The 24,227-nt window shown below is 62.1% G+C and carries 23 protein-coding genes and 1 pseudogene; 9 read left to right on the top strand and 15 right to left on the bottom strand.

The window, feature by feature from the left end; all coding sequences use genetic code 11:
- Window positions 1-266 precede the first annotated feature (266 nt).
- Window positions 267-758, top strand: a complete 492-nt coding sequence (locus EA795_RS17755) for a hypothetical protein (protein ID WP_122078729.1) — start codon at window positions 267-269, stop codon at window positions 756-758.
- 110 nt (window positions 759-868) lie between these two features.
- Window positions 869-1,249, top strand: coding sequence for an EexN family lipoprotein (locus EA795_RS17750; RefSeq protein ID WP_240645041.1), 381 nt, complete (start codon window positions 869-871; stop codon window positions 1,247-1,249).
- Between the two features lie 253 nt (window positions 1,250-1,502).
- On the opposite strand, the pseudogene EA795_RS17745 reads toward EA795_RS17750, so the two are convergent.
- Window positions 1,503-1,967, bottom strand: a pseudogene (locus EA795_RS17745) (JAB domain-containing protein); the annotation flags it as partial.
- Window positions 1,968-2,450: 483 nt separating this feature from the next.
- Here EA795_RS17745 and EA795_RS17740 point away from each other — a divergent pair.
- Entirely contained in the window at window positions 2,451-2,921 is a 471-nt protein-coding gene (locus tag EA795_RS17740; RefSeq protein WP_122078724.1) for an RDD family protein, read from the top strand.
- A gap of 191 nt (window positions 2,922-3,112) precedes the next feature.
- Here EA795_RS17740 and EA795_RS21455 read toward each other — a convergent pair whose 3' ends face one another.
- Both EA795_RS21455 and EA795_RS21450 read right to left on the bottom strand, forming a co-directional pair.
- On the bottom strand, window positions 3,113-3,799 hold the full coding sequence (locus tag EA795_RS21455) for a DEAD/DEAH box helicase family protein (protein WP_432813942.1): 687 nt from the start codon (window positions 3,797-3,799) through the stop codon (window positions 3,113-3,115).
- A 24-nt stretch (window positions 3,800-3,823) separates the two neighbouring features.
- Window positions 3,824-4,390, bottom strand: coding sequence for a hypothetical protein (locus EA795_RS21450; RefSeq protein ID WP_240645038.1), 567 nt, complete (start codon window positions 4,388-4,390; stop codon window positions 3,824-3,826).
- 226 nt (window positions 4,391-4,616) lie between these two features.
- Here EA795_RS21450 and EA795_RS17730 point away from each other — a divergent pair, with 226 nt between their 5' ends.
- Together EA795_RS17730 and EA795_RS20980 are read left to right on the top strand one after the other, a co-directional pair.
- Window positions 4,617-5,012: a VOC family protein gene (locus EA795_RS17730; protein ID WP_122078722.1), complete on the top strand. Its 396-nt coding sequence runs from the start codon at window positions 4,617-4,619 to the stop codon at window positions 5,010-5,012.
- A 9-nt stretch (window positions 5,013-5,021) separates the two neighbouring features.
- Window positions 5,022-5,237 carry a glycine zipper domain-containing protein gene (locus EA795_RS20980; RefSeq protein ID WP_147456320.1) on the top strand — a complete coding sequence of 72 codons (216 nt, stop codon included), beginning with the start codon at window positions 5,022-5,024 and terminating at the stop codon, window positions 5,235-5,237.
- A gap of 42 nt (window positions 5,238-5,279) precedes the next feature.
- Here the strand turns inward: EA795_RS20980 and EA795_RS17725 are convergent, their stop codons facing one another.
- From EA795_RS17725 to EA795_RS17705, 5 genes are all read right to left on the bottom strand, one after another.
- Window positions 5,280-5,972, bottom strand: coding sequence for an RES family NAD+ phosphorylase (locus EA795_RS17725; protein WP_122078721.1), 693 nt, complete (start codon window positions 5,970-5,972; stop codon window positions 5,280-5,282).
- Window positions 5,966-6,370 (bottom strand): hypothetical protein, encoded by a 405-nt coding sequence (locus EA795_RS17720; protein WP_058075790.1) that lies wholly within the window; start codon window positions 6,368-6,370, stop codon window positions 5,966-5,968. Before EA795_RS17720 ends, EA795_RS17725 begins: the two co-directional genes overlap by 7 nt.
- A 284-nt stretch (window positions 6,371-6,654) precedes the next feature.
- Window positions 6,655-7,239 carry a cysteine dioxygenase family protein gene (locus tag EA795_RS17715; RefSeq protein WP_122078719.1) on the bottom strand — a complete coding sequence of 195 codons (585 nt, stop codon included), beginning with the start codon at window positions 7,237-7,239 and terminating at the stop codon, window positions 6,655-6,657.
- Window positions 7,236-9,620, bottom strand: a complete 2,385-nt coding sequence (locus tag EA795_RS17710; RefSeq protein ID WP_122078718.1) for an FdhF/YdeP family oxidoreductase — start codon at window positions 9,618-9,620, stop codon at window positions 7,236-7,238. Before EA795_RS17710 ends, EA795_RS17715 begins: the two co-directional genes overlap by 4 nt.
- 132 nt (window positions 9,621-9,752) lie before the next feature.
- Window positions 9,753-10,562: a sterol desaturase family protein gene (locus EA795_RS17705; protein WP_122078716.1), complete on the bottom strand. Its 810-nt coding sequence runs from the start codon at window positions 10,560-10,562 to the stop codon at window positions 9,753-9,755.
- Window positions 10,563-10,621: 59 nt separating this feature from the next.
- On the opposite strand from EA795_RS17705, the gene EA795_RS17700 reads away from it, so the two are divergent.
- The gene (locus EA795_RS17700) at window positions 10,622-12,070 is read left to right on the top strand and encodes an MFS transporter (RefSeq protein WP_122078715.1); all 1,449 of its coding nucleotides are present in this window, start codon (window positions 10,622-10,624) and stop codon (window positions 12,068-12,070) included.
- Window positions 12,071-12,179: 109 nt separating this feature from the next.
- Here the strand turns inward: EA795_RS17700 and EA795_RS17695 are convergent, their stop codons facing one another.
- Window positions 12,180-12,908: an SUMF1/EgtB/PvdO family nonheme iron enzyme gene (locus EA795_RS17695; RefSeq protein ID WP_122078713.1), complete on the bottom strand. Its 729-nt coding sequence runs from the start codon at window positions 12,906-12,908 to the stop codon at window positions 12,180-12,182.
- A gap of 4 nt (window positions 12,909-12,912) precedes the next feature.
- Complete coding sequence (gene nirK, locus EA795_RS17690) at window positions 12,913-13,992, bottom strand: copper-containing nitrite reductase (RefSeq protein ID WP_122078712.1); 1,080 nt, start codon at window positions 13,990-13,992, stop codon at window positions 12,913-12,915.
- 359 nt (window positions 13,993-14,351) lie between these two features.
- On the opposite strand from nirK, the gene yddG reads away from it, so the two are divergent.
- Complete coding sequence (gene yddG / locus EA795_RS17685; RefSeq protein ID WP_122078710.1) at window positions 14,352-15,296, top strand: aromatic amino acid DMT transporter YddG; 945 nt, start codon at window positions 14,352-14,354, stop codon at window positions 15,294-15,296.
- A 44-nt stretch (window positions 15,297-15,340) separates the two neighbouring features.
- Here yddG and EA795_RS17680 read toward each other — a convergent pair whose 3' ends face one another.
- Complete coding sequence (locus EA795_RS17680; RefSeq protein WP_122078709.1) at window positions 15,341-16,582, bottom strand: iron-containing alcohol dehydrogenase; 1,242 nt, start codon at window positions 16,580-16,582, stop codon at window positions 15,341-15,343.
- Window positions 16,579-17,262: an alpha/beta fold hydrolase gene (locus tag EA795_RS17675; RefSeq protein ID WP_205891499.1), complete on the bottom strand. Its 684-nt coding sequence runs from the start codon at window positions 17,260-17,262 to the stop codon at window positions 16,579-16,581. The genes EA795_RS17680 and EA795_RS17675 overlap by 4 nt, the downstream gene beginning before the upstream one ends.
- A 122-nt stretch (window positions 17,263-17,384) precedes the next feature.
- Here EA795_RS17675 and EA795_RS17670 point away from each other — a divergent pair, with 122 nt between their 5' ends.
- Window positions 17,385-18,083, top strand: a complete 699-nt coding sequence (locus EA795_RS17670; protein WP_014852610.1) for a GntR family transcriptional regulator — start codon at window positions 17,385-17,387, stop codon at window positions 18,081-18,083.
- Window positions 18,084-18,172: 89 nt separating this feature from the next.
- Here the strand turns inward: EA795_RS17670 and EA795_RS17665 are convergent, their stop codons facing one another.
- The 3 genes from EA795_RS17665 to EA795_RS17655 form a co-directional block, all read right to left on the bottom strand.
- Window positions 18,173-19,186, bottom strand: a complete 1,014-nt coding sequence (locus tag EA795_RS17665) for an alpha/beta fold hydrolase (protein WP_122078706.1) — start codon at window positions 19,184-19,186, stop codon at window positions 18,173-18,175.
- Between the two features lie 215 nt (window positions 19,187-19,401).
- The gene (locus tag EA795_RS17660) at window positions 19,402-20,436 is read right to left on the bottom strand and encodes an AraC family transcriptional regulator (protein WP_122078704.1); all 1,035 of its coding nucleotides are present in this window, start codon (window positions 20,434-20,436) and stop codon (window positions 19,402-19,404) included.
- Between the two features lie 10 nt (window positions 20,437-20,446).
- A complete protein-coding gene (locus EA795_RS17655) occupies window positions 20,447-21,361 on the bottom strand; it encodes a GGDEF domain-containing protein (protein WP_122078703.1) in 915 nt (304 codons plus the stop codon).
- Window positions 21,362-21,710: 349 nt separating this feature from the next.
- On the opposite strand from EA795_RS17655, the gene EA795_RS17650 reads away from it, so the two are divergent.
- Window positions 21,711-24,191: a TonB-dependent receptor gene (locus EA795_RS17650; RefSeq protein WP_122078701.1), complete on the top strand. Its 2,481-nt coding sequence runs from the start codon at window positions 21,711-21,713 to the stop codon at window positions 24,189-24,191.
- The last annotated feature ends 36 nt before the right edge of the window (window positions 24,192-24,227 follow it).

The following is a 24,227-nucleotide window of genomic DNA, read 5'->3' as shown; positions in this document are numbered from 1 at the left end:
GTAGATAGCGCAGCATGAAGCATCCGTATGGGGCGAGGGGCGCGATCTTAGCAAGCGGGTCGCCCACCGTTGGAGAGCCGTGTCTCAGACAGGGGCTGGGGGAGATGGTGATTTGGCCAGTCCGTCGAGCCAGCCGCCGGTCTCGGCCGGGCTGATGCCAAACATCTTTGGATACCGCTCCGTGAACAAGACCCGAGCGCATCATGCTGCTCCTGGGATAACGTTCTCCCGCAATGTTGCCCAGGTGATACCACAGGGAGGTGGAAATGGACCGTAGCAGGCTCCAAATGGCGGTGATAATGCTGGCTGCGTTCGTGGGATGTGCCGCTGGCAGCTGGCTATATTTCGGGTCGACGATGCAAGCGCCCAAGGTCATTCGCCCGCCGCTGGACATCTCGGTGAACGCCGAGGAGATGCGTGTCTGGGGCGCCTGGGACGTTCAGGCCGGCTATGTCCCGTCTGGCATGGGCGCCATCGAGATCCGCTGCGTTCGCCAGGCCTCATTGTGTGTCGAGGCCGAGGCCAATCTGCTTCAGCACACCGAAGGCGAGGACCTGACAGCCGAAGTGCGGCTATACCGGATCACGTCGTGGAGCAATGAGACTGTCGAGGCCGAACTGCTCACCACGGACGCCGACTGCGTGCAGGGCACGCTGCAGATCAATCCAAGCGAGCAGGGTGCTCGTCGGTCCTGGAAGAGCTTCGGGGAATGTGAAGCGGAACCGGGCTACGCGATCCTGGTTGGCGATCCCTTGTAGGCGGATTCTGCTCATGCGCCGTAATGTCGAGAGTGTCATGCCGTTGAATCGGTTGCTGTCTGGTGGTGGCCGCATCATGAGAATGGTGATGGTGTGTGTCCTTGTCTTTCGTGCTGACAGGCTGCTTCGATCGTCCCAGCCCGGATGTGGACTGGTATCTGGAAAATCCGCTCGACAGGTCCAGAGTCCTCTGGATCTGCCACCACCGCCCCTTCCGGCTTACCGAGCAGGCCTGTACCAATGCCAGGGGTGCACATCTGAAGGCCACGGAAATGGCCATTGCGGGTTTGAAGGAGCGAGACCGTGATGCGGCGCGGCGCACGCCGGAGTCTCAGCGAACCGTCGACTGGTACAAACAACACAAGTATGCCCTGAGGGACAAACTCGAGGAGTGTCGCGATGAGAACAGGGAGAACCAGCTTTCGTGCCTGAGGGCAGCTCAGGCAAGTCGTCGCCTCTTCGTCGAAGGTGACGTTGTTTACTATCGATAAAGCCCCTTAGGGCTCTCCAGCGGCTATCGCCTGGTGTGCGAGCAGGCAGCCGAGTGTCCCAAAACGGCCCGGACGTGTCGCCGCCGCCGCGTGTTTTAGATGGCTGTCAGCGTGCGGTGTCGGACCATCAAGGGCAGCCAGGCTGATGGGCGTTGCCAGTTTTCTTCCCTTCGCCCGGATTCCAGCCTGTTCGCACAGGCCAGGTCCGCGGCTGAGCCGCTGAAAACCAAGGGGGCCGAAGCCCCCGTTTCTCCTAGAGCAGTCCCAGCTCGGCAAACGATACCCGCTCCAGGCCGGCCACGATGATGTGATCCAGAATCCGAACGTCCACAAGGCCCAGTGCGTCCTTCACTCGCTCGGTCAGCGTCCTATCGGCCTGGCTCGGTTCCGAATGCCCGCTCGGATGGTTATGCGAAAGGATTACCGCCGCCGCATTGCGCTTCAGAGCCTCCTTCACCACTTCCCGCGGGTATACCGAGGCGCCATCGTTGGTTCTGCGGAACATCTCGACATAGTCGATCCGCCGATACCGGTTGTCGAGAAACAATACCGCAAACACCTCGTGTTCGAAGCCTGCCAGCTTGGAACCCAGGTATTCCTTGACGATGTCGGGAGCCGTGAACGGTGCGCCCCGCTGGACTTTCAGGTCGACGACCCGACGTGCCGCCGCAAGGATCTGATCGGCAGCGGCCGGCAGGTAGTGACCTTCGGCATGGCGTCAGCCGACCAGGGGGCACGATGGACGCCCGCAGGGGCGAGATGGCCCGCCAGTTCGATGCACGACAGCGCGGCCCGGTGAAGACGGGAGACGCAATTGCTTAAAAGGATGCTGTGCCGGAAAAAGCCGTGGCGACCTTGCCGGGAGACACCAATCCTCTTCGATCCAGTCAGGGCCTCTGCGACTCGGCCTGACTCGGCGAAGTCGCCACTAATGGAAGGGCAGACTAAGGTGATTGAACGCTTCACTGTGTGGCATCTGCATCTCCTGCAGCAATACGACAACGCCCACAGTTACCCCTCGTTCAATGTGCATCTCTGCGCATCAACCATCGCAGTGGCAAAGCCCGCAGCATCAGAATCACGCTTGGTAGCGGGCAGTTATGACTAGGCTTCGAGTTGCGGCGAGGTGTAGTTCACTTTCTAAAGCGGCCACTTGAGAGAAAATGATCGGCCATCTGCAACCACATCAAGGATGAGCTAAATGGAAGATCAAGGACTGGAGTACGCGGGGTTTTGGTCAAGGGCAGGTGCGGCACTCGTCGACACCGTTCTGCTGATGCTGATAAACGTTCCGTTGATTCTCTCGATATACGGGTGGGAGTATTTCGATGCAGAGCAGCCTGATTTCGTCGCAGGCCCAGCTGACTTCCTAATAACCTGGGTACTTCCTGCCTTCGCGACGATCGTATTCTGGATATACAAGCAAGCGACCCCGGGGAAGATGGCAATCTCGGCCAGGATCGTTGATGCAGAAACGGGACAGCTCGCCAGTCCAGCGCAACTGCTCGGCCGTTATCTCGCTTACTACATATCGATTCTTCCACTTGGCCTGGGGCTGATTTGGGTCGCATTCGATAAGCGCAAGCAGGGCTGGCATGACAAGCTCGCCGGTACCGTCGTCATCAAACGGACCAATACAGGTCCAGAGCCGGTCAATTTTCAGGGCGCCTGACTTGCAGCTCTAAGGCTTTTCTCAACAGGCGAGCCGGTAGCATCACATCTGCAAGAGCGTCAGGGTGTGCAGCGTGCCGGTGAAGCCGTCGTCGAGGGTGGCTGCTTGTACGTCTCGGTATCAAAGCTGTCCGACGGCCGCGCCTTATTTATATCGTAGATGCTGCTTCAGATGACGCATCGATGCCTTTTTCAATTCATCCAGCAAGGCTGGTGAAATTTCCGCGTGCCAGCGATTCGCGGCACGCCTGCAGCTCCGCTTCCTTGTCTTGCGACGCCTTGTCGTAATAGTGCATCTGCAGGGGCGTGAAAGACGGACAGGCGAGCATCGCCCTGGGCGAATGGCTTCGCGCGGAAAATCCTGAAGTTGAACAGCAGCTCGATGCGATCCTTGCGGCGGATGCGGTGCTCACCGAGATGGGCCAGGTAGGCCATCAGATCTGCGGTCTTGCGCAGCGACAGTCCGTACTTGTCCAGCGAGCTGGCAGCCTGTATATCGCTGTCTGCCTGCCATTGCTGCAGGTAGCGCCGCTCGATGCTCAGCTCATCGAGCTCGACCTGCATTTGCGCCGCCCGATTGTGATCGTGCAAGTGCTGCTTCAAGCGGGCCAGGAGGGCCTGAATCTCGTCCAGCGTCGGTGCGGGCTCGGGCTCGTTTGATGGCCAAGGCGGTAGATCAGCGAAGAATTCCTCGCGGTTGCTCTGATTGCCGAGTTTGGCGATGAGGTGGCCCAGGACGCATTTCTCCAGCTTCTCGTAGACGTTTTCCACCGCCGCATTGTTGTTGGACAGCACCGCCACCGTCTGTCCGCGCAGCAGGATATTGGCGAGGATGTTGAGGATGGTCTGGGTCTTATCGGCTCCCGGTGGGCCCTCGATTACGCTGACCTGCGCACGGAACGCTTACTCGACCGCCTCGAGCTGGCTCTCGTTCAGGCCGAACGGATAGATCAGCTCTTGGTCCGGCGCCAACGTGCCGTTGCGCCCCGTGCAGTAGGCTTGCAAGGCGGTGTCGGCGACGGCGGGCAGTTTTTCCAGTTGGCGCACGATGTTGGCGGCGATCTCACGGTCAGTTTTCGACGCGGCGCGATCCTGTCGGGTATTCGCCACGGCTAAGAAATAATGGAAGACCGGCGCGTCCTTCATCGCCGTCGGCGCGGTAAAGCCGATACCTTCCATCTTGTAGACGTAGGGCTTGTCGGCGTCCGGATAGTGCACGACGGCATACCGCTCGCCGTAGGTTGTCGCTTTGGCGATAGACGTGACGATCGTGCTGCCGGGCTTGGTCAGCAGCATCTCGCCCAATTCGCGGGTAGGAAAAACACGGCAGTCGCTGAGCGGGCGGGTGTGAGTTTTCTTGGAGGGATAATAACAGGTTAGTCGCAGGGTTTCGTACTTGTCGCTCCAGTAGATCGACCAGTCGCTGATCTGCCTGGTTTTGTCTTCACCGTTTACGTAGGTGGAAACCATAGGACCCCTGGGCCACTCAGATACATCGACAAGGCATCGGAATGCAGGTCGATGTTCGAGACTGCGAATGGCACCATTTGGCATCGTCGTCCACGTTGGCAACTTCAACAGTGCTCGGCACAAAAAATGGTGAAGAACGCTGTGAATGTGGCGGGCGGCGACGGCTTGGTAAAACTAAGTTGAAATGTGCTCATCGATACGGTCCTGCTTCCAACGGAGGCCTTTCATGATCGACCATATCGTCATCCAGGTCTCGAATCTTGCAGCCAGCCGAGTGTTCTATTCGGCTGTGCTGAAACCACTTGGAATGCACGTGCGCAAGGAACTCGACGATGACGGTGTGCTGTTTGGTGGGGTGAAGCCTGTTCCGGGTGAAGACCCTGCTGGAGAGTTCTGCTTGTTGCAGGCCGAGGTGCCGCGCGAGCGTTGTCATCTTGCTTTCCGGGCGCGGACGCGCGAGCAGGTCGATGCTTTCTATCAGGCTGCGCTTGCTGCGGGCGGTATCGATAACGGCGCGCCTGGCCTTCGTCCGCAATACCACGGCAACTACTACGCTGCCTTCGTACATGACCTGGACGGCTACAACATCGAGGCGGTGTGCCATTGGCCTGCCTCTGATTGATGCTCCAAGATGGCGGTCGATGGCCATTGTTTGTCGGGACGACCTGCCGATCATTCTTCCCAATCCGGATCCACATTTGCCGCAATGAAGAATCGGAAACAGCTAGGCGTCGGCGTCGGCTTGGTCATAGGCGTGATCATCGGAATCTTCGCCGACAACCTTGTCATGGGGATTGGGGTAGGTCTGGCGATCGGTATCGCCATGTCGTTCGAATCGAAGGGCTAGGGTAGCTGCCAGCGTAACGCAGGGAGCTGGCGGCGCCTTTGTTCAAACCGCACGAATGGCGCTGACGCTGGAAATGCAGCCGTTCCAGATCATTTCGTAGTGGGCGGTCTGGATGATGGAGGTTACTGGCCTTGGGGTCATGAGTGCCCAGCAATCCTGGCCTGCGTTACGTACCGAACGGTAGCGCAAGCCGGGGTGCCTGGCTTGTTTCACCCGCCGGCCGAGGTGATTGGCCTGGGCGTAGTCGTCGGGATCGTAGATCGGATCCGTCATCGGGATGACTGTCGCGTCGAGCATACCGGCCTCGTTGAACTGGCATGACAGGCCGCGGAAGACGAATCGCTCGTAGCTCAGGCCTTCGACATTGGACCAGTAGCGGTCCTGGTGGTAGCGGACTTCGGCGAGTGCCGTATCCATGCTGCTGGCCAGGTACAGCACACCGTAGCTTCCGTCGCTGAAGCGCGAACCGGCTGGGTTGACATGGGTAAAGGGCGCCGTGGCGTACGAGCAGCCGGGAATGCCGAAAGGTATTTCCGCGCGGGGTATCAGCTCGAGACGTCCGGCGTCGTTCTGCAGCCTGGGGTTGGTCAGGGCCTGCAGTTGATACAGCGTTTCGAATTCGCTGGCATCGGCTACATCGTCGAACAGCGCGATGGGTGGGAATTTGGAGTTGACCAGTCGGTAGGCCCGCAGATGGGCTTCGGCCCGCACAGGGAGCTGGTCAGGGTCTACCACTGCGCGCCTCGCAGACTGTCGATGCGTCGAAACGATTCGTACAAGGAAATCATGTCGCCCTGAGCCATGACCTCCAGTGGGGATCGCCCGTTGAAGAACTCGTTGTGGTTGGCCATGGAAGGAAAGCCGTACACGTTCTCCGGATTGTCGAAAAGCAGGCGCAGGGCCGCGTGGATGTTGAGGATGAAACTGATGCGCTGCATCTGGTCAGCGTCGAGGCTCACCGACCATGCATCGTTAGGCAGCTTGGCCCGCACATGGGTGCTGCGCGAAATGCGAAGAATGTTGCAGGCCTGCTCGGTGGTCGCCTGCCATTTCTCGAGGATATTCACTGCCGCTCGCAAACCGGCTGTGCATTGATCCTTGGTAAAGGCCTGTGCCTGGATAACTGCCGCCATGACTTGATAGCACCTGTTTTGTTTCTGTAGATACAACTATAGCTCAGTATGTGTCTGTAGACAAAGTTCAGGTGGTTGTATCTGAGAATATGAGATCGCGCTGCCTGCTGTATCAGGTTCGGTCTCGTTCGCTCACTTCGCTAAACCGGAGCGATAACCACAGCAGCCAATCGGTGTCGGCCCTGGTTGTTATTCATCAAGTCACGGCTCGCGTCTTCGAATCAGCACGCCTCGTGCCCACCAGCAGCCAAACAGTGAGAAAGCTGCTTGGCTGGGAGCATCGGTCAACTCCAGATATTCGGCAGCAGGTTGTTGCTGTAGCCGGAAATGAACAGTTTCTCGCTACCATCCGCCTGATAAACGGCACGCTTCACCGCGCCGATATTGCCGCCGTAGACGTGGATGCTGATCGAGACACGGTCATCAAAGGCATTGCTGACCTGGTGGATGTCGCCGATGGCGGGCGACACGCATTCGACCTCGCCGCGCTCGAGCCGCAGCGGTTCGCCTGCGGGGCGCAAGGTACCGTCGGGCTGGCGCTCGAAGTGTTGCCCCAGTTCGGCGCCCCGCAGCATGCCGATCATTCCCCAGACCCGGTGGTCGTGTACGGGCGTTCGCTGTCCCGGTCCCCAGACGAAGCTGACCACGGAGAAGCGCTGCAGCGAGTCGGCATGCAACAGGTACTGCAGATAATGTTCAGGATGCGGCACGGCGAATTGTTCGGGCAGCCAGTCATCGTGTTCAACCAGTCGCCGCAACAGCTCCTGACCCTGTTCGAGAATTGCCGATTCCTCCGGCTGCCGCTCCAGCAGAGCGGCCAGCTCGATGACGAACCCGCGAAGCCGGTCCAGGCGTAATGGCTCGTTCATATCGATCCCTCCGAGTGGTTGTGTTCTCTTGTGCGTGAGAGTGGGTGCAGGTTCAAGCCATCACCGACATCAGTGGTCCTTTCCAGGCGAATGGCGATGAATTTCGAAGTGGGCGTGTGGCTCCCCTCGCCATGGCTTTCCAGGGGTACCAGGGGGTTGGTCTCCGGATAATAGGCCGCCGCCTGGCCCGAAGGCGTGTCGTAGGGCAGCAGGGTCATGCCGGTGATGCGGCGCTCGATGCCGTCATTCCAGAGGGAAATCACATCGACTTTCTGTCCGGGCTCGTAACCCAGTCGCTGGATGTCCTGCGGATTGACGAAGATCACCTCGCGCATGCCCTTCACGCCCCGGTAACGATCCTCCAGACCATAGATGGTGGTGTTGTACTGGTCATGTGAGCGCAGGCTCTGCAGAATCAGATCCGGTGTAACGCCCAGGCTGCGGATCTGCTGTGGCAGCAGTTCATCGGGCAAGGCGTGGGCGCTGAAGGCCGCCTTGCCTTCAGGCGTATTCCATTGTCGGCGGGAGGCGGCGTTGCCCAGGTAGAAGCCTCCCGAGCGCTGCAGTTTGGTTTCGAAGTCGGCGAAGCCCGGGATGGTCGCGGCAATCAGCTGGCGAATGCGTGCGTAATCCTCGACCAGCCAGGCCCAGTCGACCGGCTGAGGGCCGAGCGTCGCTGCTGCGATACCGGCGATGATCGCCGGTTCCGAACGCATCAGGGGCGACAGCGGTTCCAGCTGGCCGTGGGAGGCGTGGACCATGCTGAACGAGTCCTCGACCGTTACCGCCTGCGGCCCGCATGCCTGGCGGTCGATGTCGGTTCGGCCCAGGCAGGGCAGGATCAGCGCCTCGCGCCCGCAGGTCAGATGGCTGCGGTTGAGCTTGGTGCTGATCTGCACGGTGAGTTCGCAGTTCTGCAGCGCCTGGTGGGTACGGACGGTATCGGGCGTGGCCTGGGCGAAATTGCCGCCCAGGCCGATGAAGACTCGAGCCTGGCCGGTGAGCATGGCACTGATCGCGGCGACCGCGTTGTGTCCTGGCTGGCGCGGCGCGACGAAGTCGAAATGCTTTTCCAGGGTATTGAGGAACGCCTGCGTTGGCCGCTCGTTGATGCCCATCGTTCGGTCGCCCTGCACGTTGCTGTGACCGCGCACGGGGCACAGGCCCGCGCCGGGCTTGCCGATGTTGCCGCGCAACAGGGCGAGGTTGGTGATTTCCTGGATGGTCGCCACCGAATGCTGATGCTGGGTGATGCCCATCGCCCAGCAGATGATCACCCGTTCGGCTTCGGCATACAGGCGTGCAGCCTGCTCGATCTCGCTGCGAGCAAGTCCGGTCTGGGTTTCGATCTGCTCCCAGGGCGTTGCCTCGACGAGCTCCAGGTAGGCGTCGAGCCCCTGGGTGTGCTGTGCGATGAACGCGTGATCGAACAGCCCCGGCTGTTGTTTGGCCTGCGCCTCGCGTTCCCATTGCCAGAGGTATTTGACCATGCCGCGTACGAGCGCCATATCGCCACCGAGATTCGGTCGGAAATAGGCGGTGCTGGTCGCACGGTCCCGATTGGAGAGCATCTCCAGCGCCTTTTGCGGATGCTGGAAGCGCTCCAGCCCACGCTCTTTCAGCGGGTTGAACACCACCACACGGGCGCCGCGCTGGACGGCCTCGCGCAGCGGTTCGAGCATCCGCGGGTGGTTGGTGCCCGGGTTCTGGCCAAGCACGAAGATTGCGTCGGCATGCTCGAAATCCTCGAAGCTGACGGTGCCTTTGCCCACGCCGATGCTCTGGCCCAGCGCCACACCACTGGCTTCATGACACAGGTTCGAACAATCGGGGAAGTTGTTGCTGCCAAAGGCCCGGACGAACAGTTGATAGAGGTAGGCCGCCTCGTTACTGGCGCGCCCGGAGGTGTAGAACTCGGCCTGATTCGGATCGTCCAGGCGCTTGAGATGACCGGCGATCAGGGAGAAGGCTTCGTCCCAGCCGATGGGACGGTAGCGGTCGTTGGCGTGGTCATAGCGCATTGGCTCGGTCAGGCGCCCCTGATATTCGAGCCAGTAATCACTCTGCTCGCGCAACTGGCTGACGCTGTGGCGGGCAAAAAAGGAGGCGTCGACGCGGCGCTTGGTGGCTTCCCAGTTCACCGCCTTGGCGCCGTTTTCGCAGAATTTGATCGGCCCGATCTCGGCGGATTCACCCCAGGCGCAGCCGGGGCAATCGAAACCGCCATGCTGATTGGTTTTGAGCAGGGCGCGGATGTTCTTCAGCGCATTGTCGCTACCGAGCCAGTGCCCGGTAACGCTGCGCAGCGCACCCCAGCCGCCGGCTGCGCCGGCATAGGGTCGATAGCGGGTGGCAGGCTTGAAACGATCGTGACGGGACATGCGATGCCTCGCGAACTCATGGATGGCGATAAGGCTGGAAGATCATCCTCAGGACGAAACACCATAACCGATCGTGACGCAACGCAGGACGAGCGCCGGGGGAGGCGCCCATCCTGTGCTGCGTCACTTCTCTTAGCGAGCGGTCATTGCGCCCAGTTCGCTTTCGTCCAGTTCCGGGCCGTCGAGGGTGACGTGCTTTTCGCCCTTGCGGAATTTCGCGATGACCGGCTTCAGCTCTTCCTTGACGTGCTTTTCGCTGTAGCCGTTGAACAGATGGCCGAGCAGCCCGCGGCGCAGGTCCGTGGTGCCCATGAACCAGTCGGCGATGGGGAAGGTGAGGTTCATGTTGTACTTCATCATGATCCCCCAGTTGTGGTGGGCCGTGTGGTGGCGGCGGATGGTGTTGATAAACGGTACGTTGCGCACGAACCAGTTCTCATGCACATGGCAGCAGTAGTGGAAGGTCTCGTAGATGAGGTACTGCAGGACCATCGTCAGGAACACGATGAAGCCTGCGTTGGCGTTGAATATCAGTGACGTCAGATAGCCGAGCGTGGTACCCGCGACGCCCAGGGTAAGCAGCACGCGCCACGGGAAGAAGACGATGCGAAATTCCCTGGAGGAGTCGATGGTCGGCTCCACGTCGGTGAAATACTGATGGTGCTGGCGGGTGTGGCGTTCATAGATGGCGCGCAGGGCCCAGACGTCGATGCGCTTGTGCATGACGTAGCGGTGCATGAACCACTCGACGAAATTCCCGGCGATGAACACCGGCACCATCAGCAACCATTCCCACGTGGCGCCCTGTATCTGCGAAAGGCAGTACCAGGCCGCTGTGAGGCCCACTCCATACATCACCGCGACATGCAGCAGGCCGTTGTAATGGGGGCTGATGTCGGCTTTGTATTCTTCACGGAATTTCCGTTGGCGTTCAGTCATCATGGTGGTGCTCTCCGGCTTTTGTTGTTGTACACGACTGATATATTAGGTGAGGTTGTGAGATTGCGCTAGCGTATCTTTGGAATACGGCTAATATATCAGTGGCGTGCAAGCTTCCAGACAACAACAAGATATGGAGTAAGGCTATGACCACGATTGCCTATATCGCGGCTCGCTTCGAGCGGCTGCCTATGTCGGGCTATCAACGAAAGCTCTTCGCGATCATTGCGACCGCATGGTTCTTCGATTCACTGGACCTGGGCATGATGACCTTCATGCTGGGTTCGATCACCGCCGAATTCGGCCTCACCTCGACGCAGGCGGGCCTGTTGGCCAGTTCCAGTTTCGTGGGAATGTTCCTCGGTGCGGCAATCGCCGGCATGCTCGCCGACAAGTTCGGACGCAAACCGGTTTTCCAGCTGAGCATGATTTTCTGGGGCGTCGGCAGCCTCCTGTGCGGCTTCGCCGAGAATGTCGAGCAACTGATGTGGTTCCGCGTGCTGCTCGGCTTCGGCATGGGCATGGAGTTTCCCATCGGGCTCTCGCTGGTATCGGAAATCGTCCCGGCCAAGAGCCGCGGCCGCTACATCGCCATCCTCGAAGGCTTCTGGCCGCTGGGCTTCATCTGTGCCGGGGTGATCGCCTACTTCTTCATGCCGATCATCGGCTGGCGCGGAATCTTCATCGCCCTGGCCGTTCCGGCCCTGTTCGTCTTCATCGTGCGTCGTTGCGTGCCCGAGTCGCCGCGCTGGCTGGCCGAGGTCGGTCGTAACGACGAAGCCGATACGACCATGGATCGCTTCGAGGCATCGGTCATGCGCTCTGCACAGATGAACGCGCTGCCGGTGGTGACGCGCAGCATGGAAAACGCGGCTAGCGCCCTGGTGGCCAAGGCGCGCTTTCGCGACATCTGGCAGGGTGAATATGCCCAGCGCACTCTGATGTTGTGGGGGCTCTGGTTCTTCGCACTGCTCGGTTACTACGGCCTGACGGCCTGGCTGGGCGCGCTGTTGCAGAACGCCGGGTATGAAGCCACCCAATCGGCGCTCTACACGGTCTACATCTCGCTGGCGGGCATACCCGGCTTCATCTTCGCGGCCTGGCTGGTCGAGGCGTGGGGACGAAAGGGCACCTGCGTGCTGATGCTGCTGTGCAGCGCGGCCTCGGCCTTCCTTTATGGCCAAGCCGCCGCAACCGCCGCGCCTCTTGTATGGCTGATCACCGCTGGTCTGTTCATGCAGTTCTTCCTGTTCGGCATGTGGTCGGTGCTTTACGCCTACACCCCCGAGCTTTATCCGACTCGCCTGCGTGCGACCGGTACTGGCTTCGCCTCGTCCATCGGCCGCTTCGGCGCGCTGCTTGGCCCCTACATCGTCGGCGTGCTGCTGCCGCTCACCGGGCAGGGTGGAGTGTTCTCCATGGGCGCCATATCCTTCGCCATCGCCGCGCTGCTGATCATCTTCCTGGGTGTGGAGACCAAGGGACGCTCACTGGAGGACGTTTCCAACTGATCTGCAGGCCAGGTCGTCAACCAGAAACGCCTCGTCGAAGTGATTCGGCGAGGCGTTTTCTATTTCTGGAGGCTGAATGGGAGAATCTCGGCAATCAGGTTCGCCGATCTCAACCTTCGCGCACCAGCCTCAGGCCCAGATGGGTCGGTGGCAGACCCACCGAACAGGCGCCACTGGTGGGGTTGCGCTCGAAATCGGACAGTACCGACGGGTGGCGTCCAGCGGCGATGCGAATGTTGCAGAAGTCGCCACCACTGCCCGAAAAGCAGGTGTCGGTCCACTCCCAGACATTCCCACCGGCATCCAGCAAGCCGTGCTCGTTGCTCCCATAGCCGCCAAAGGGCTTGAGCGCTTCCGGCAGGCGCTCGCGGCTGGCACGTTGCGCATACTCGGCGAGCCAGCGGCGTGCCGGATTGCGTGGATCTTCTGTCACCGGCGCTTCGTCAATGTAGGCCGAGGCAGCCGCCAGTATCCATTCGCCATGCCGCGGCAACCGATAGTGATGTCCGCTCCGGCGAGAGAGCCAGGCCGCATAGGCGCTGGCATCCTGCCAACTCAATCCCACCGCCGGCAACTGTGCCGAAACCTCATCCGCTGTCTCCAGTGCCGGGCATTCGCCGGCATCGACACAGGCGGCGTATTCGGCCTGGCTGACCTGGCGGCGCATGATGGAAAATTTTTCCAGGCGCTCTTCGTGCACCTCGCTGGTGCCTGGCAAGTGATAGCGCGCCAGGCCAGCCGGGACCGTGACGAGCTCCGGCTCCACCAGAGTCTGCTCATCGCAGGCGGTCAGCAGGCCCAGTAGCAGCGGGGCCGCGAGGTACACGAAGCGACGCATGGCCTCACTCCTGTGATGTGATCGGACCGGGCGCCTTGACCTGCTTCATCAGCTCCTCGTTCCACTCGCCGCCTTCCACCACGATATGGCCGGCCGCGCCCATTTCCGCCTCGATCAGGTTGTGGTTGAGGTAGGCATAGACGCCGGGCTGGCGGAAGGTGTAGAGCGCCACGGCGGCCGAGCCACCGCGCACGAACCAGGTCTCAAGATTCTTCAGCGGCGGGTTGTCGAACTTGCCGGTTTCCCAAACCCAGTCACCGTGGCCGCCGATCAGGTGCGGACGGGAGTCGCGGTTGGCCTGGGAGTGGATCAGCAGCACCGATTCGCCGACGTTGGCTTTGAGGGCGTTCTTGCCGGTCAGGGCGCCGACCCGGCCGTTGAACACCACGTGGCTCGGGATCAGGCCGCGCATGGTTTCGCGAGTGTCGGCATAGCTGTCGAGCAGGGTGCTATAGTCCTTGAACTTGCCGTCCTTGTCCTTGGGAATGTACAGGTCGAACTCGCCGATGGTGTAGGCACGGTCGTAATGCAGCGGGTTGCCGGCCGGGTCCTTCAGACCCTCGCGCGGCAGCACCATCAGCGTGCCGCTCATGCCGGCCAGCACGTGCCAGGCGACCATGCCTTCGGGTGCGCAGTGATAGACGAAGGTTCCGGCACGGTCGGCCTTGAAGCGCAGCACGGCTTCCTGTCCGGGAGATACCAGGGTCATTGCGGCGCCGCCCAGCGCACCGGTAGCCGCGTGCAGGTCGATGTTGTGCGGCATGGTGTTGGTGGCCGGGTTGACCAGGGTCAGCTCTACGTAATCACCCTCGTGCACCACCATGGTCGGGCCGGGCATCGAACCGTTGAAGGTCATCGCCTGGAGCGTGGTGCCCTGGTCGTCGATGACCATTTTCTTTTCCTCGATCACCAGGCGGAACTGCACCACGCGCGGCTCTTTCGGCGCCACTTGCTCATGGGCATGCACCTGAGGCGGAGCCACAAGACTGACCTTCACATGTGGCAAACCGTCCGCGGCGTCCGCCAGAGCCTGACCGCTAAAAGCCAGTGCAACAGACAAGGCCAGGTATTTGATCGTATTCACAAGTTACGCTCCTGCAGGATCTAGTTGCTGCTCATTACGCGGCAAACCCGGCAGACGAACCTTGCGTCTCGACAAGAATTACCTCCGTTTTGGTAGAGGGCGGCGATTTGCCACAGACCAAATGAATACCTCGAACGAATGAGAAAAAGGCGCTGCTCGCGTTACCTCAACAGTCTCTCTGGGGCGATGGCAAAGGCTTCGCTTGCAACGCAGATATTGGCGCGACTGGCAGGGTCCGCTCGGCTCCTCGGGTGGCTCAAGACGATCCACTGTGCTGGAATTCGTGCCCCTCGGTTCGAGTCAAACGCCATCGGCCAGGGGCGATCCTTCAATCGAATGTTGAATGTAAGCAGGGCGGCATGAAAAACCAGCGTAAAGCGACCTTCATCGGGCTCGTTGCAATTGTCTTGTGGAGCTCGATCGTCGGCCTGATCCGGGGCGTCAGTGAGAGCCTCGGCGCGACCGGTGGCGCCGCCATGATGTACAGCGTCGCATCGGTAATGCTGTTGTTCACGGTCGGCTTTCCGCGGATACGGGAGTTCCCCCGACGCTATCTCGTCTGGGGCAGCCTGCTGTTCGTCTCGTACGAGCTGTGCCTTGCGCTGTCCATCGGCTACGCCAACAGCAGCCGGCAGGCCATCGAAGTCGGCATGGTCAATTACCTGTGGCCGGCCTTCACGATCCTGGCGGCGATCCTGTTCAACAAGCAACAGGCCAACCTGCTCATCGTTCCCGGCTTCCTCATCGCGATCCTCGGGATCTGCTGGGTGCTCGGCGGGGAACAGGGGCTGGCTCTGCCCGGGATGGCGGCGAACATCCGCGACAACCCCCTCAGCTACGGGCTGGCCTTCGCCGGCGCGGTGATCTGGGCGGCGTACTGCACGGTGACCACGCGGATCGCCGGCGGCAAGAACGGTGTCACGCTGTTCTTCATGCTGACGGCATTGGCGCTATGGGCCAAATACCTGGCCATCGGCGGGGAAGCGATGGCATTCAGCTACCACGCGCTGATCTATCTGGTGCTGGCCGCCTCCGCGATGGGCTTCGGCTATGCGGCGTGGAACGTCGGCATCCTGCACGGCAATGTCACCGTCCTCGCCGGTGCTTCGTATTTCATCCCGGTGCTGTCCGCCGCCCTGGCGGCCGTACTGTTGCGTACGCCGCTGTCGCTGTCGTTCTGGCAGGGTGCCGCCATGGTCTGCATCGGGTCGATCCTCTGCTGGTTCGCCACGCGTGCAAAACCGCCAGAATCGGCGCAGTCGGGTGACCAGGCCAGCGCAACCACGCCGCGTCGAAACGGATAAAAAAGGCGCTGCCCGCATTCGAGCAGCGCCTTTTCTATGGTCGGTCAGGGTTGACCGCTGAGGTGCCCGTCCCAGGCATTCAGCACGATCTGTCGATAGGCGAGGGTGGCATCGGCCACCGGAAACGCCTTGGCCAGTCGTGTCACCGCGAGCGCATCGGCGATCAGGTCGTCGAGGGTTTCCTCTTCGATGCCGAAGGCTTTCAGGTCGCTGGGAATGTCCAGGCGCTCGATCATGGCGCGCACTGCCACGGGCACCCGGCGCGCGGACTCTTCCGGGCAAGCGGTCGCCAAACCCATCATTTGCGCGATTTCGGCCAGCTCGCTCTGGCGCGTCTCGCAGAGTGCGTCGAGCACGTAGGGGAGCATCACCGCATTGGTGCTGCCGTGGCTTTTGTGCGTCTGCCCCGCGACCGCATAGGCGATGCCATGGCCCGCGTTGAGCCCGGCGGTGCCGTAGGACAGTGCCGCGTAGATGCTGGCATAGGCCATGCCGACCCGCGCCTCGGTGTCGTCGCCCTGTTGGTAGGCACGCTCCATCCAGGCGAAGCACAGGCGCATCGATTCCCTGGCGAAGAGCATGGTCAACGGCGAGCGACCGCTATAGCCCGGATCGGGATTGCCGGCGCGCTCGAACAGCGCGCTATCGAGCGTCAGGAAGGACTCGATGGCGTGGGTGAAGGCATCGATGCCGGCATCGGCCGTCACGCGGGGAGGGCAGGTGTAGGTGAATTCGGGGTCGATCAGCGCTATTTGCGGGCGCAGTGCGTTGTCCATCACCGCGATCTTGGTCGCATTGGCGGGGTCGAGCAGAATCGCACCGGGCGTCGCTTCCGAGCCCGTGCCGGAAGTCGTCGGCAGGGCGATCAGGGGCAGCGGCCTGCAGCCGCCGATGTCGCCCGCGAACTCGGCGATGGGCCGGCCGTGCGGCAGGGTCAGGGTCAGGGCTTTCGCCAGGTCGATATTGCTGCCGCCGCCTAGGGCAATGACATGGTCCGGCTGCTTGCCGGCCAATTGGTCACGCAGGACAGCGGTGGCTTCGTCGCACAGGCCCGTCGTCGGATCGGGCAGGCCGCCGGCATAGATGATGGTGCTTATGCCCAGCCGTTCGGCGGCCTCGGTGTATTCCTTTACCCAAGGGGTTTTCTCGGCGAAGAAGGCGTCGGTGACCAGCACCCCGGAGCGATAGCCCAGCCGGGCGAGCAACTGGGGCAGCTGGTGGCGCGAGCCATTGCCGATGATCAGGCGTCCGGGTGCGCAGAAATGAATCAGGTCTTCGGTTCTCATGGTCGCTCCTGAGCGTGATGAAGCTTGGCGATGAAGGCGTTGATGTGCTGCGCCACCTCGGCGGTGTTTTCCGTCAGCAGGCTGTGCCCGGCACCGGCGATAACGTGCAGCTCGGCGTTGGGGATGCCCTCGGACAACCAGCGCGCATGTTCGAGGGGCGAGTCCGGGTCGGCATCGCCATGAATGATCAGGGTGGGCAGCTGGATATCCGCGAGGGCGGCGCTGTGATCGACGTCCTGAAGGCCTTCCCAGGTCCAGGCAACCGCCTGGTGATCGGCGGCCATGGCGAGTTTCAGGCGCTTCTCGCGTGCGGCGATTTCCTTCAGCAGCCGATCGCCGCGTTCACTGAACCAGGGCGCCAGGCCGGGGCGAGGGGTGCCGGAAAGCAGAATCAGAGCGCATGGCTGTGGACCAGCGTTGCGGCGCAGGTATTCGAGCGTTACGGATACGCCCATGCTCCAGCCGGCCAGGATGAAAGGCCCGTCGAGCTGTCGAGCTATTTGCGCGAGATCCCCGCTGAAGGCTTCCAGCCTGTAGTCCTGGGGGGCTTGCCCGCGCAGGGCGTTACCCCGTCCGCGCAGGTTGGGGCAGATGACGTGGGCTTGTGTCGCACAGGCTTGGGCGACGGATGACCACGCAGCGCTGGTGCCTTGAATGCCATGCACAGCGAGTAGACTCATCCGGCCTGTTTCCATCGATGTTCGAGTCATTGTTATTTCCTTCGATGTACAGCTGATATATTAGTCTAGCTGATCATGATTCACTTTTGCTATGCTGCGATTGGATCGAAAGGAACAGCCGAATGGAAAGCAGCACCACCCTGACGTCGCCTCTTCCCAGCTTGACGGGAAAATCGAAGGCCAAGCTCACCGATATCGCTTATCAGCAGCTCGAAGAAGCCATAGTCACGCTCCGTATTCCGCCCGGGACGCTCATTTCCGAGCAGTCGCTGAGTGCCATGACCGGCATCGGTCGCACGCCCCTTCGCGAGGCGGTGCAGCGTCTGGCGCGCGAGCATCTGATCCTGGTGATGCCGCAGCGGGGCCTGCTGATCCCGGCCATCGATATCGGCAAGCAGCTGAGGCTGATCGAGACCCGGCGGGAGATCGAGCGGTTGGTCTGCCGCAGTGCCGCCAAGCGAGCGAACGAGCAGCAGCGTAAATCCTTCGCGCGGCTGGCCGAGGAGTTCAATGCGGCGGCTGTCGACAACGACGACATCACCTTCATGCGCTCCGACCGCGAGTTCAACGAGCTGTGCCTGATCGCGGCCAGGAACGAATTCGCCGAGAGTGCGTTGCGCTCGCTCAACGGTCTTTCCCGGCGCTTCTGGTACCTGCATTACAAGCAGGCTGCCGACCTGCCCGAGATGGCCCGGCTGCACGCCGCCGTAGCCGCGGCGATTGCGGCGGGCGATCCGAAAGAGGCGGCCGAATGCCTGGATCGGCTGATCGATAACATCGAAACCTTCACCAAGGCGACGGTGCTGCTCGATCAGCTCTGAGGCAGTGCCTGCTTCTGCAGGCTTGCCAGCAATCTCAGGAGGCCGGCGAGGCAGGCTGGCCAAGCGTCGGACAGCTGCCCGGGCTCACCTCAGTCAGCTTCTTTCAGGCCACGCAGCAAGGCCTCGTGGAACACCTCCGGGGCCTCTACCTGGGGTGAATGGCCCAGTTCGGGAAACGGCACGAGGGTGGCGCCGGGAATCGCCTGCTCAGCCTTTCGGCCCAGCTCGGGGTAGTTTCCCAGCCGTTGCGCGACCTGCTCCGGCGCGCGGTTGGCGCCGGGTGCGGTGCGGTCCTTGCCACCGATCAGCAACAAGGTAGGCATCTTCAGTTGGCCGAACTCGTGAATGACCGGTTGGGTGAAGAGCATCTCGGAAGTCTGCGCCTGGTTCAGCGCGACGATTTCCTTTCCATTTCCGGCATACATCCCGGCGAGCATGTTCACCCAGCGGTCGTACTCGGGCTTCCAGCGCCCGTTGTAGTAAAACTTCTGCTGGTAGGCCTTTATCTTCTCGAAATCCGTCTTCAGCTCGTTCGCGTACAACTGGTCGATGGTGGCATAGGGCACGCCTTCGGCCTGCCAGTCCTCCAGGCCGATGGGGTTGACCAGAACCAGCTGCTCGACGTTCTGTGAGTAGGAGAGGGCGAAGCGTGAGGCCAGCATGCCGCCCATGGAATGACCGATAACGGTGACCTTGTCGATATCCAGCGACTGCAACAATCCCTGGGTGTTGTGCGCGAGCTGGGCGAAGCTGAACTGGTAACCCTCAGGTTTGCTGGAACTGCAGAAGCCGATCTGGTCCGGGGCAATCACGCGATAGCCATTCTGCGAGAGCACTGCGATGGTTGCCTCCCAAGTGGCCGCGCAGAAGTTCTTGCCGTGCATGAGTAGCACCGTGCGGCCGTTGGCCTTGCCTTCCGGTTGCACATCCATGTACGCCATGAACAATGGCTGCTGTTGCGATGAAAATTCGTGGCGCTTGACGGGATGTGGGTAGTCGAACCCTTCGAGATGCGGACCGTAACTCTGCCGCTGCTCGGCATGTAGCGCTGGAACCAGGGCAAGCCCGGCGATCAGCGTCAGCGATGACATGGCTTTCTTCACACATCGACTCCTTGTAGGCAAGCGGCCGCTCGGCCGCGTTCATTCCGGCCGCTCGGGACCGCAGAAAGACATCGGCAATCCCCATGGTATGTAGCATGCGCGGCGCCGATGTCCGGCACTGAATCTTGCACGGGGTTCGGGTAGAGAACCGAACAAGAATTGTTTCTCCTTTATTCCGCCCACGACACGGAGGCTGGCTTGCCAGTTGCCGCGTTCTACCGTCCGGCGACCGAATGCCAATGGCGCAGCCCACTCGGCACAACGCCGGTCCAGCGCTTGAAGGAGCGGCGAAAGTTGGTGGTGTCCGTGAAGCGCAGGTAAGCCGCCACCTCGTCGTTGCCATAGCCCCTGGCCTGGTACAGATAGAGCGCCACGTGCTTGCGTACCAGGTCGAGTTGCTCCTGGAAGTGAGTGCCGTGCTTCTGCAGCTTGCGCTTGAGCGAGGCCGGGCTCATCCCGAAGGCCTGGGCGACCCGTTCCAGATTCAGCGGCGTGCGGATATTGGCCTGCAGGTATTCGTACAGCTGATCGAGGAAGCTGCCAGGCCAGCCATGGCTCGCCAGCAGCGCCTGGCTGGCCTGCTCGGCGACCTGGCCGGCGGTTGCGGATGCATTGGGCCAGGGCCGGTGCAACCATTCCAGCGGCAGGCTCATCATCGTCAGCTGGCTGTCGAACGTCAGATCCTCACCCAGGTGAACCCAGTACTGCTCGACGTAGCGGGGCTTGGCGTAGCTGAAATGAAAGCGCCACGGCAGGCGCTCGGCCGAAAGCCGCCGGCTCATGGCGACGACGGCGGTCATGCAGGCTTCGGCCAGGAAGACCTGCGCATGCGCGGCACCGCAACTGTCGCTCCAGTAGAGGTACGCCTGCTTGTCGTCGAGCAGCAGCCGAGGCGTCAACAACGGGCTGAGCAGCGCGCGGAAACGTTGCAGCCGCTCCAGTGCCTGGTGCAGCGTGCAGGCGTGTTCCAGCGTATGGCTGGCCTCGCCGTAATGGCCGGGCAAAAGCCTTTGCCCGAACAGGAAGCTGCTGTCGTCGGCATCCAGCAGGCGTTTGGCGTTGCCGATCAGCGTGACGAACTGCTCGGGACAAAGCTTTGCATGGCCGCCGGCGATATCGGCATAGAAGAGCCCGGTGCCACGCAGCAGCCTGTGGCTATCGATCCCGCGCGACAGCGCCAGGTCGATCAGCAAGGCCGGCTGATGGTGCGCCGCGATGAAGCGGGTGTCGCATTCGTAGCCGATGAGCATGATCCGCTCCTCAGGCGCAACGCGGCAGACGCTGTTTGGCCTGGGCCAGCCCCAGGTTGAGGCGCCTGAGCAACTGCTCGGGGTCGTCCTCCAGGGCCATGACGGTCGCGGTGCTGGCGCGCAGGAAGAGGCGTTCGCCGTGTCGCCCGGTTCGGTGTGCCAGGCTGGCGACCGCCTGCTGCAATTCTTCGGCGATCATCCGCGCCTGGGCCTCGCCGGTGTTGGGCAGCACCGCGACGAAGCGATCCCCCGCCAGGCGACACAGCAGATCCTGCCGGCGCAGATTGAGCATCAGCAGTTGCGCGATAGCCTGCAGCACGGCATCGCCTTCGTCCTGGCCATAACGTCGGTTGATGGCATCGAAGTCGTCCAGGTCCACGGCGACGAGCGACAGCGGCTGCTCCATCTCGCAGGCTTCTGCCAGCGCGCGCTGAATCTGCTGGCGCAGGTATTCGGCGGCGCCCAGAGGCGTCACCTTGTCGAACAGGCGATGTTCGCGAAACAACCTTTCGCGTTTGCTCATCTGCTGGCTGATGGCGCGCTGTTCCTGGTTGAGGTGATAGATGCCGAGCGTGAGCAGCAGCAGGCCGATGGGCATCGGCGCCGTCTCCAGCCAGTTGTCCCAGGCCACCGTCTGCGGCAGCTGGACGAACTCGTCCAGCGTATCCATCCACCAGGAGAAGAAGATGCAGGCGAGCCCGAGCGCCAGCAGCCGGGTCACTCGACCAGCCGGCCGGCTGCGCAGCAGCATGATCAGCCAGACCAGCGCCAGCACGGCCGAGCCGCCTTCGCCGGCGACATCCATCCAGTCGATTTGCGCCCAGCTTTTCAGCTCGCCGGTGGCGAGGTAGAGCTGCAGGCCGAGGTTGGCGGCGATGGCGAGGCCCACCAGGGGCCAGGTGTGCAGTCTGAGGAAGGATTTCATCGGTTCCGGGCCAGTCGGCAGTTGAAACCGGCACCTAAGCAGATCGGTGTGACAGTGGGGTTACGCGCGTCGGGGGTCAATTCGGCTCAGCTCGATTGCGTGCTGTAAGGGGCGTTCGAAGCCTTTCGGTGGCCCGCGAGCGCGCCGAGCACCGTGGTGCCGCGCCGGGACGATCGCCCGGGTCGGCCCGGACGGGGTCAATTCGGCTCAAAAACCACCTAAAACAGGCCGTAACGCCGCCGATTCGGGGCTCTTGCCCATGCGCTGTCACAGAACTGCCATACCCCCTGCCTACCGTCCGCTGCAGTTTCCGGGATCGGCCCGGATGGATTTCCGCAGAGGGGACGGGATGAGCGCTCATTGGCATCGGAACCGAAATCAGCGATTCAGGATCAGCCTGCTGGCGCTGGCCGTTGCGGCCAGCTCGGCAGCGCTGGCGCAGGAGCCTGGCGTCGAGCACGTCGAGGTGGTCGGCCAGGCGGTGAGCATCGACAAGGCGCTCAAGGAGCAACGCAGTTCCGACAGCGTGAAAAGCGTGGTGCATGCCGATGGCATCGGCCAGTTGCCGGACGACAACGCGGCCGAGGCGCTGCAGCGCATACCGGGCCTGTCGGTGGAGCGCGACCAGGGCGAAGGCCGCTTCGTCAGCGTGCGCGGCATCGCCCCGGACCTGAACAGCGTGACCATCAACGGCACCCTGGTGCCCGCGCCGGAAGGCGACCGTCGTGCCGTGGCGCTGGATGTGCTGCCGTCCGAGCTGGTGCAGTCGCTGTCGGTGGTCAAGACGCTCACCCCGGACATGGACGCCAACTCCCTGGGCGGCACCATCGAAGTGGAAAGCCTGTCGGCCTTCGACCACGACGGGCTGTTCTACAGCATCAGCGCCGAGGGCAGTCATGACGAGAACGTTGGCAAGCAGAGCCCGAAGTTCTCCGGCGCCTTCAGCAATCGTTTCAGCCTCGGGGACGGCGTCGACAACTTCGGCGTCGCTGCGGCGCTGAGCTGGCAGGAGCGCGATTTCGGCTCGGACAACGTCGAAACCGGCGGAAAATGGGATTTCGAAGACGGCGCGCGACTCGAGGAGCTGGAACAGCGCGACTACGAGATCACCCGTGAGCGTACCGGGTTCGGCCTCAACTTCGACTACAAGCCCGACGATTTCAGCAGCCTTTACCTGCGCACGCTCTACAGCCGCTTCAAGGACACCGAGACGCGCAACGCCGCCGGCGTCGCCTTCGATGACGCCCAGCAGGCCGGCGAGCGCGGCGACGCCGAGGGCTGGCGCGAGCTCAAGTCACGCGAGGACACCCAGACAGTCCAGTCCTACGTGTTCGGTGGCGAACGTATGCTCGGCCTGTGGACGCTGAGCGGCCAGGCCGGCTACAGCGAATCGCGCGAGCGCAACCCGGGCGGCATCGCCAGTGCGGTCTTCGAAGGCGACTTCAGCGACGCGGGCTTTTCCAGCACGCGCAAGCCGACGCTGTCCGTGGAGTCGGGTTTTTACGACCCATCCCGTTTCGAGCTCGACGAAGTGGAGTGGGAAAAGAGCGACGCCCGTGACCGGGAGAAGAACATCCGCCTGGACCTGGCCCGCGACTACGACATTCAGGGCTACGCCGCTCAGCTCAAGTTCGGCGGCAAGCTCAGCCGCCGCGACAAGTCCAACGACAGCGAAATCTGGGTCTACGACGATTTCGACGACCTGACCCTGGCCGATTTCCAGGCAGGGCGCGTCGATTACGGCCTTGGCCGCTTCGGCCCGGGCATCAGCGCATCGGGTATAGAGGGCCTGATCGGCGGGTTCGACGCCGGCGAGTTCTACGACGAGGAACAGTCGCGCATCAACGACTTCCGCATGCGCGAGGACATCGATGCCGCCTACCTGATGAATACGCTGGACCTGGACCGCTGGCGCTTCATCGTCGGCATGCGCTACGAGGGCACCGACTTCAGCGCCAAGGGCACCGGCGTGCGCGACGGCGTCTTCGAAACGATTTCCAGCAGTCGGCGCTACGATCACTGGCTGCCTGGGTTGCATGCGCGCTATCAGCTCAGCCCCGACACCCAGCTGCGCGCGGCCTGGACCAACAGCGTGGTGCGGCCGACCTTCGGCCAGCTGGCGCCCGGCTTCGTCATCGAAGGCGACGAGGCGGAGTTCGGCAACCCGAACCTCAAGCCACTGGAATCGGTGAACTACGACCTGGGCATCGAGCACTACATGGGCCGGGCCGGCGCGGTGTCGGCCTTCCTGTTCTACAAGGACATCGACAACTTCATCTACAACACCGACCTGGCCGGTACGGGGCAGTGGGCCGGCTATTCCGAGGCGCTCAGCTACGAGAACGGCAGCAGCGCCAGCCTCTATGGCATCGAGCTGGCCTATTCGCAGAAATTCGACTGGCTGCCCGCGCCCTGGAACGGCCTGCTGCTGGGTGCCAATGCTACCTTCAGCCGCTCCGATGCGGACATCGAAGGGCAGGGCGCCAAGCGCGGCATCGACCTGCCGAACCACTCCGATACCGTCGGCAACCTTATGGTCGGTTGGGCGAACGATCGCTTCAACATGCGCCTGGCGGCCAACTACAAGTCCGAGTACCTGGCCGAAGTCTCCGGTGTCGACGATGCGGATCACGACCTGTATGCCGACGAGCAGCTGTTCGTCGACTTCAAGGCCGGTTACTTCATCACGCCGAACCTGCAGCTGACCTTCGAGGCGCTGAACCTGACCGACGAAGCCTATTTCGTATACACCGGGCGCCAGCGCTACAACGCCCAGTACGAAGAGTACGGCCCGACCTACAAGCTCGGCCTGACGCTCACCCACTTCTGACCCGATGCCGCCCCGGTGCGCCTTTGCTAGGCGCCG

The sequence above is a fragment of the Stutzerimonas nitrititolerans genome, assembly GCF_003696285.1.
Classification (GTDB): Bacteria; Pseudomonadota; Gammaproteobacteria; order Pseudomonadales; family Pseudomonadaceae; genus Stutzerimonas; species Stutzerimonas nitrititolerans.
The sequence above is the reverse complement of the archived record's forward strand: the minus strand, read 5'-3'. Positions and strand labels throughout refer to the sequence as shown.

What these genes read in the sequence shown, in the direction of transcription:
- EA795_RS17730 (WP_122078722.1), top strand. Translation starts at nt 4,617, where the DNA reads ATGATCGACCATATCGTCATCCAGGTCTCGAATCTTGCAGCCAGCCGA.
- EA795_RS17660 (WP_122078704.1), bottom strand. Translation starts at nt 20,436, where the DNA reads ATGCTCATCGGCTACGAATGCGACACCCGCTTCATCGCGGCGCACCAT.
- EA795_RS17740 (WP_122078724.1), top strand. Translation starts at nt 2,451, where the DNA reads ATGGAAGATCAAGGACTGGAGTACGCGGGGTTTTGGTCAAGGGCAGGT.
- EA795_RS17680 (WP_122078709.1), bottom strand. Translation starts at nt 16,582, where the DNA reads ATGAGAACCGAAGACCTGATTCATTTCTGCGCACCCGGACGCCTGATC.
- EA795_RS17720 (WP_058075790.1), bottom strand. Translation starts at nt 6,370, where the DNA reads ATGGCGGCAGTTATCCAGGCACAGGCCTTTACCAAGGATCAATGCACA.
- EA795_RS17755 (WP_122078729.1), top strand. Translation starts at nt 267, where the DNA reads ATGGACCGTAGCAGGCTCCAAATGGCGGTGATAATGCTGGCTGCGTTC.
- EA795_RS17695 (WP_122078713.1), bottom strand. Translation starts at nt 12,908, where the DNA reads ATGCGTCGCTTCGTGTACCTCGCGGCCCCGCTGCTACTGGGCCTGCTG.
- EA795_RS17675 (WP_205891499.1), bottom strand. Translation starts at nt 17,262, where the DNA reads ATGAGTCTACTCGCTGTGCATGGCATTCAAGGCACCAGCGCTGCGTGG.
- EA795_RS17650 (WP_122078701.1), top strand. Translation starts at nt 21,711, where the DNA reads ATGAGCGCTCATTGGCATCGGAACCGAAATCAGCGATTCAGGATCAGC.
- EA795_RS21450 (WP_240645038.1), bottom strand. Translation starts at nt 4,390, where the DNA reads ATGGTTTCCACCTACGTAAACGGTGAAGACAAAACCAGGCAGATCAGC.
- EA795_RS17670 (WP_014852610.1), top strand. Translation starts at nt 17,385, where the DNA reads ATGGAAAGCAGCACCACCCTGACGTCGCCTCTTCCCAGCTTGACGGGA.
- yddG (WP_122078710.1), top strand. Translation starts at nt 14,352, where the DNA reads ATGAAAAACCAGCGTAAAGCGACCTTCATCGGGCTCGTTGCAATTGTC.
- EA795_RS17710 (WP_122078718.1), bottom strand. Translation starts at nt 9,620, where the DNA reads ATGTCCCGTCACGATCGTTTCAAGCCTGCCACCCGCTATCGACCCTAT.
- EA795_RS20980 (WP_147456320.1), top strand. Translation starts at nt 5,022, where the DNA reads ATGGCGGTCGATGGCCATTGTTTGTCGGGACGACCTGCCGATCATTCT.
- EA795_RS17655 (WP_122078703.1), bottom strand. Translation starts at nt 21,361, where the DNA reads ATGAAATCCTTCCTCAGACTGCACACCTGGCCCCTGGTGGGCCTCGCC.
- EA795_RS17715 (WP_122078719.1), bottom strand. Translation starts at nt 7,239, where the DNA reads ATGAACGAGCCATTACGCCTGGACCGGCTTCGCGGGTTCGTCATCGAG.
- EA795_RS17705 (WP_122078716.1), bottom strand. Translation starts at nt 10,562, where the DNA reads ATGATGACTGAACGCCAACGGAAATTCCGTGAAGAATACAAAGCCGAC.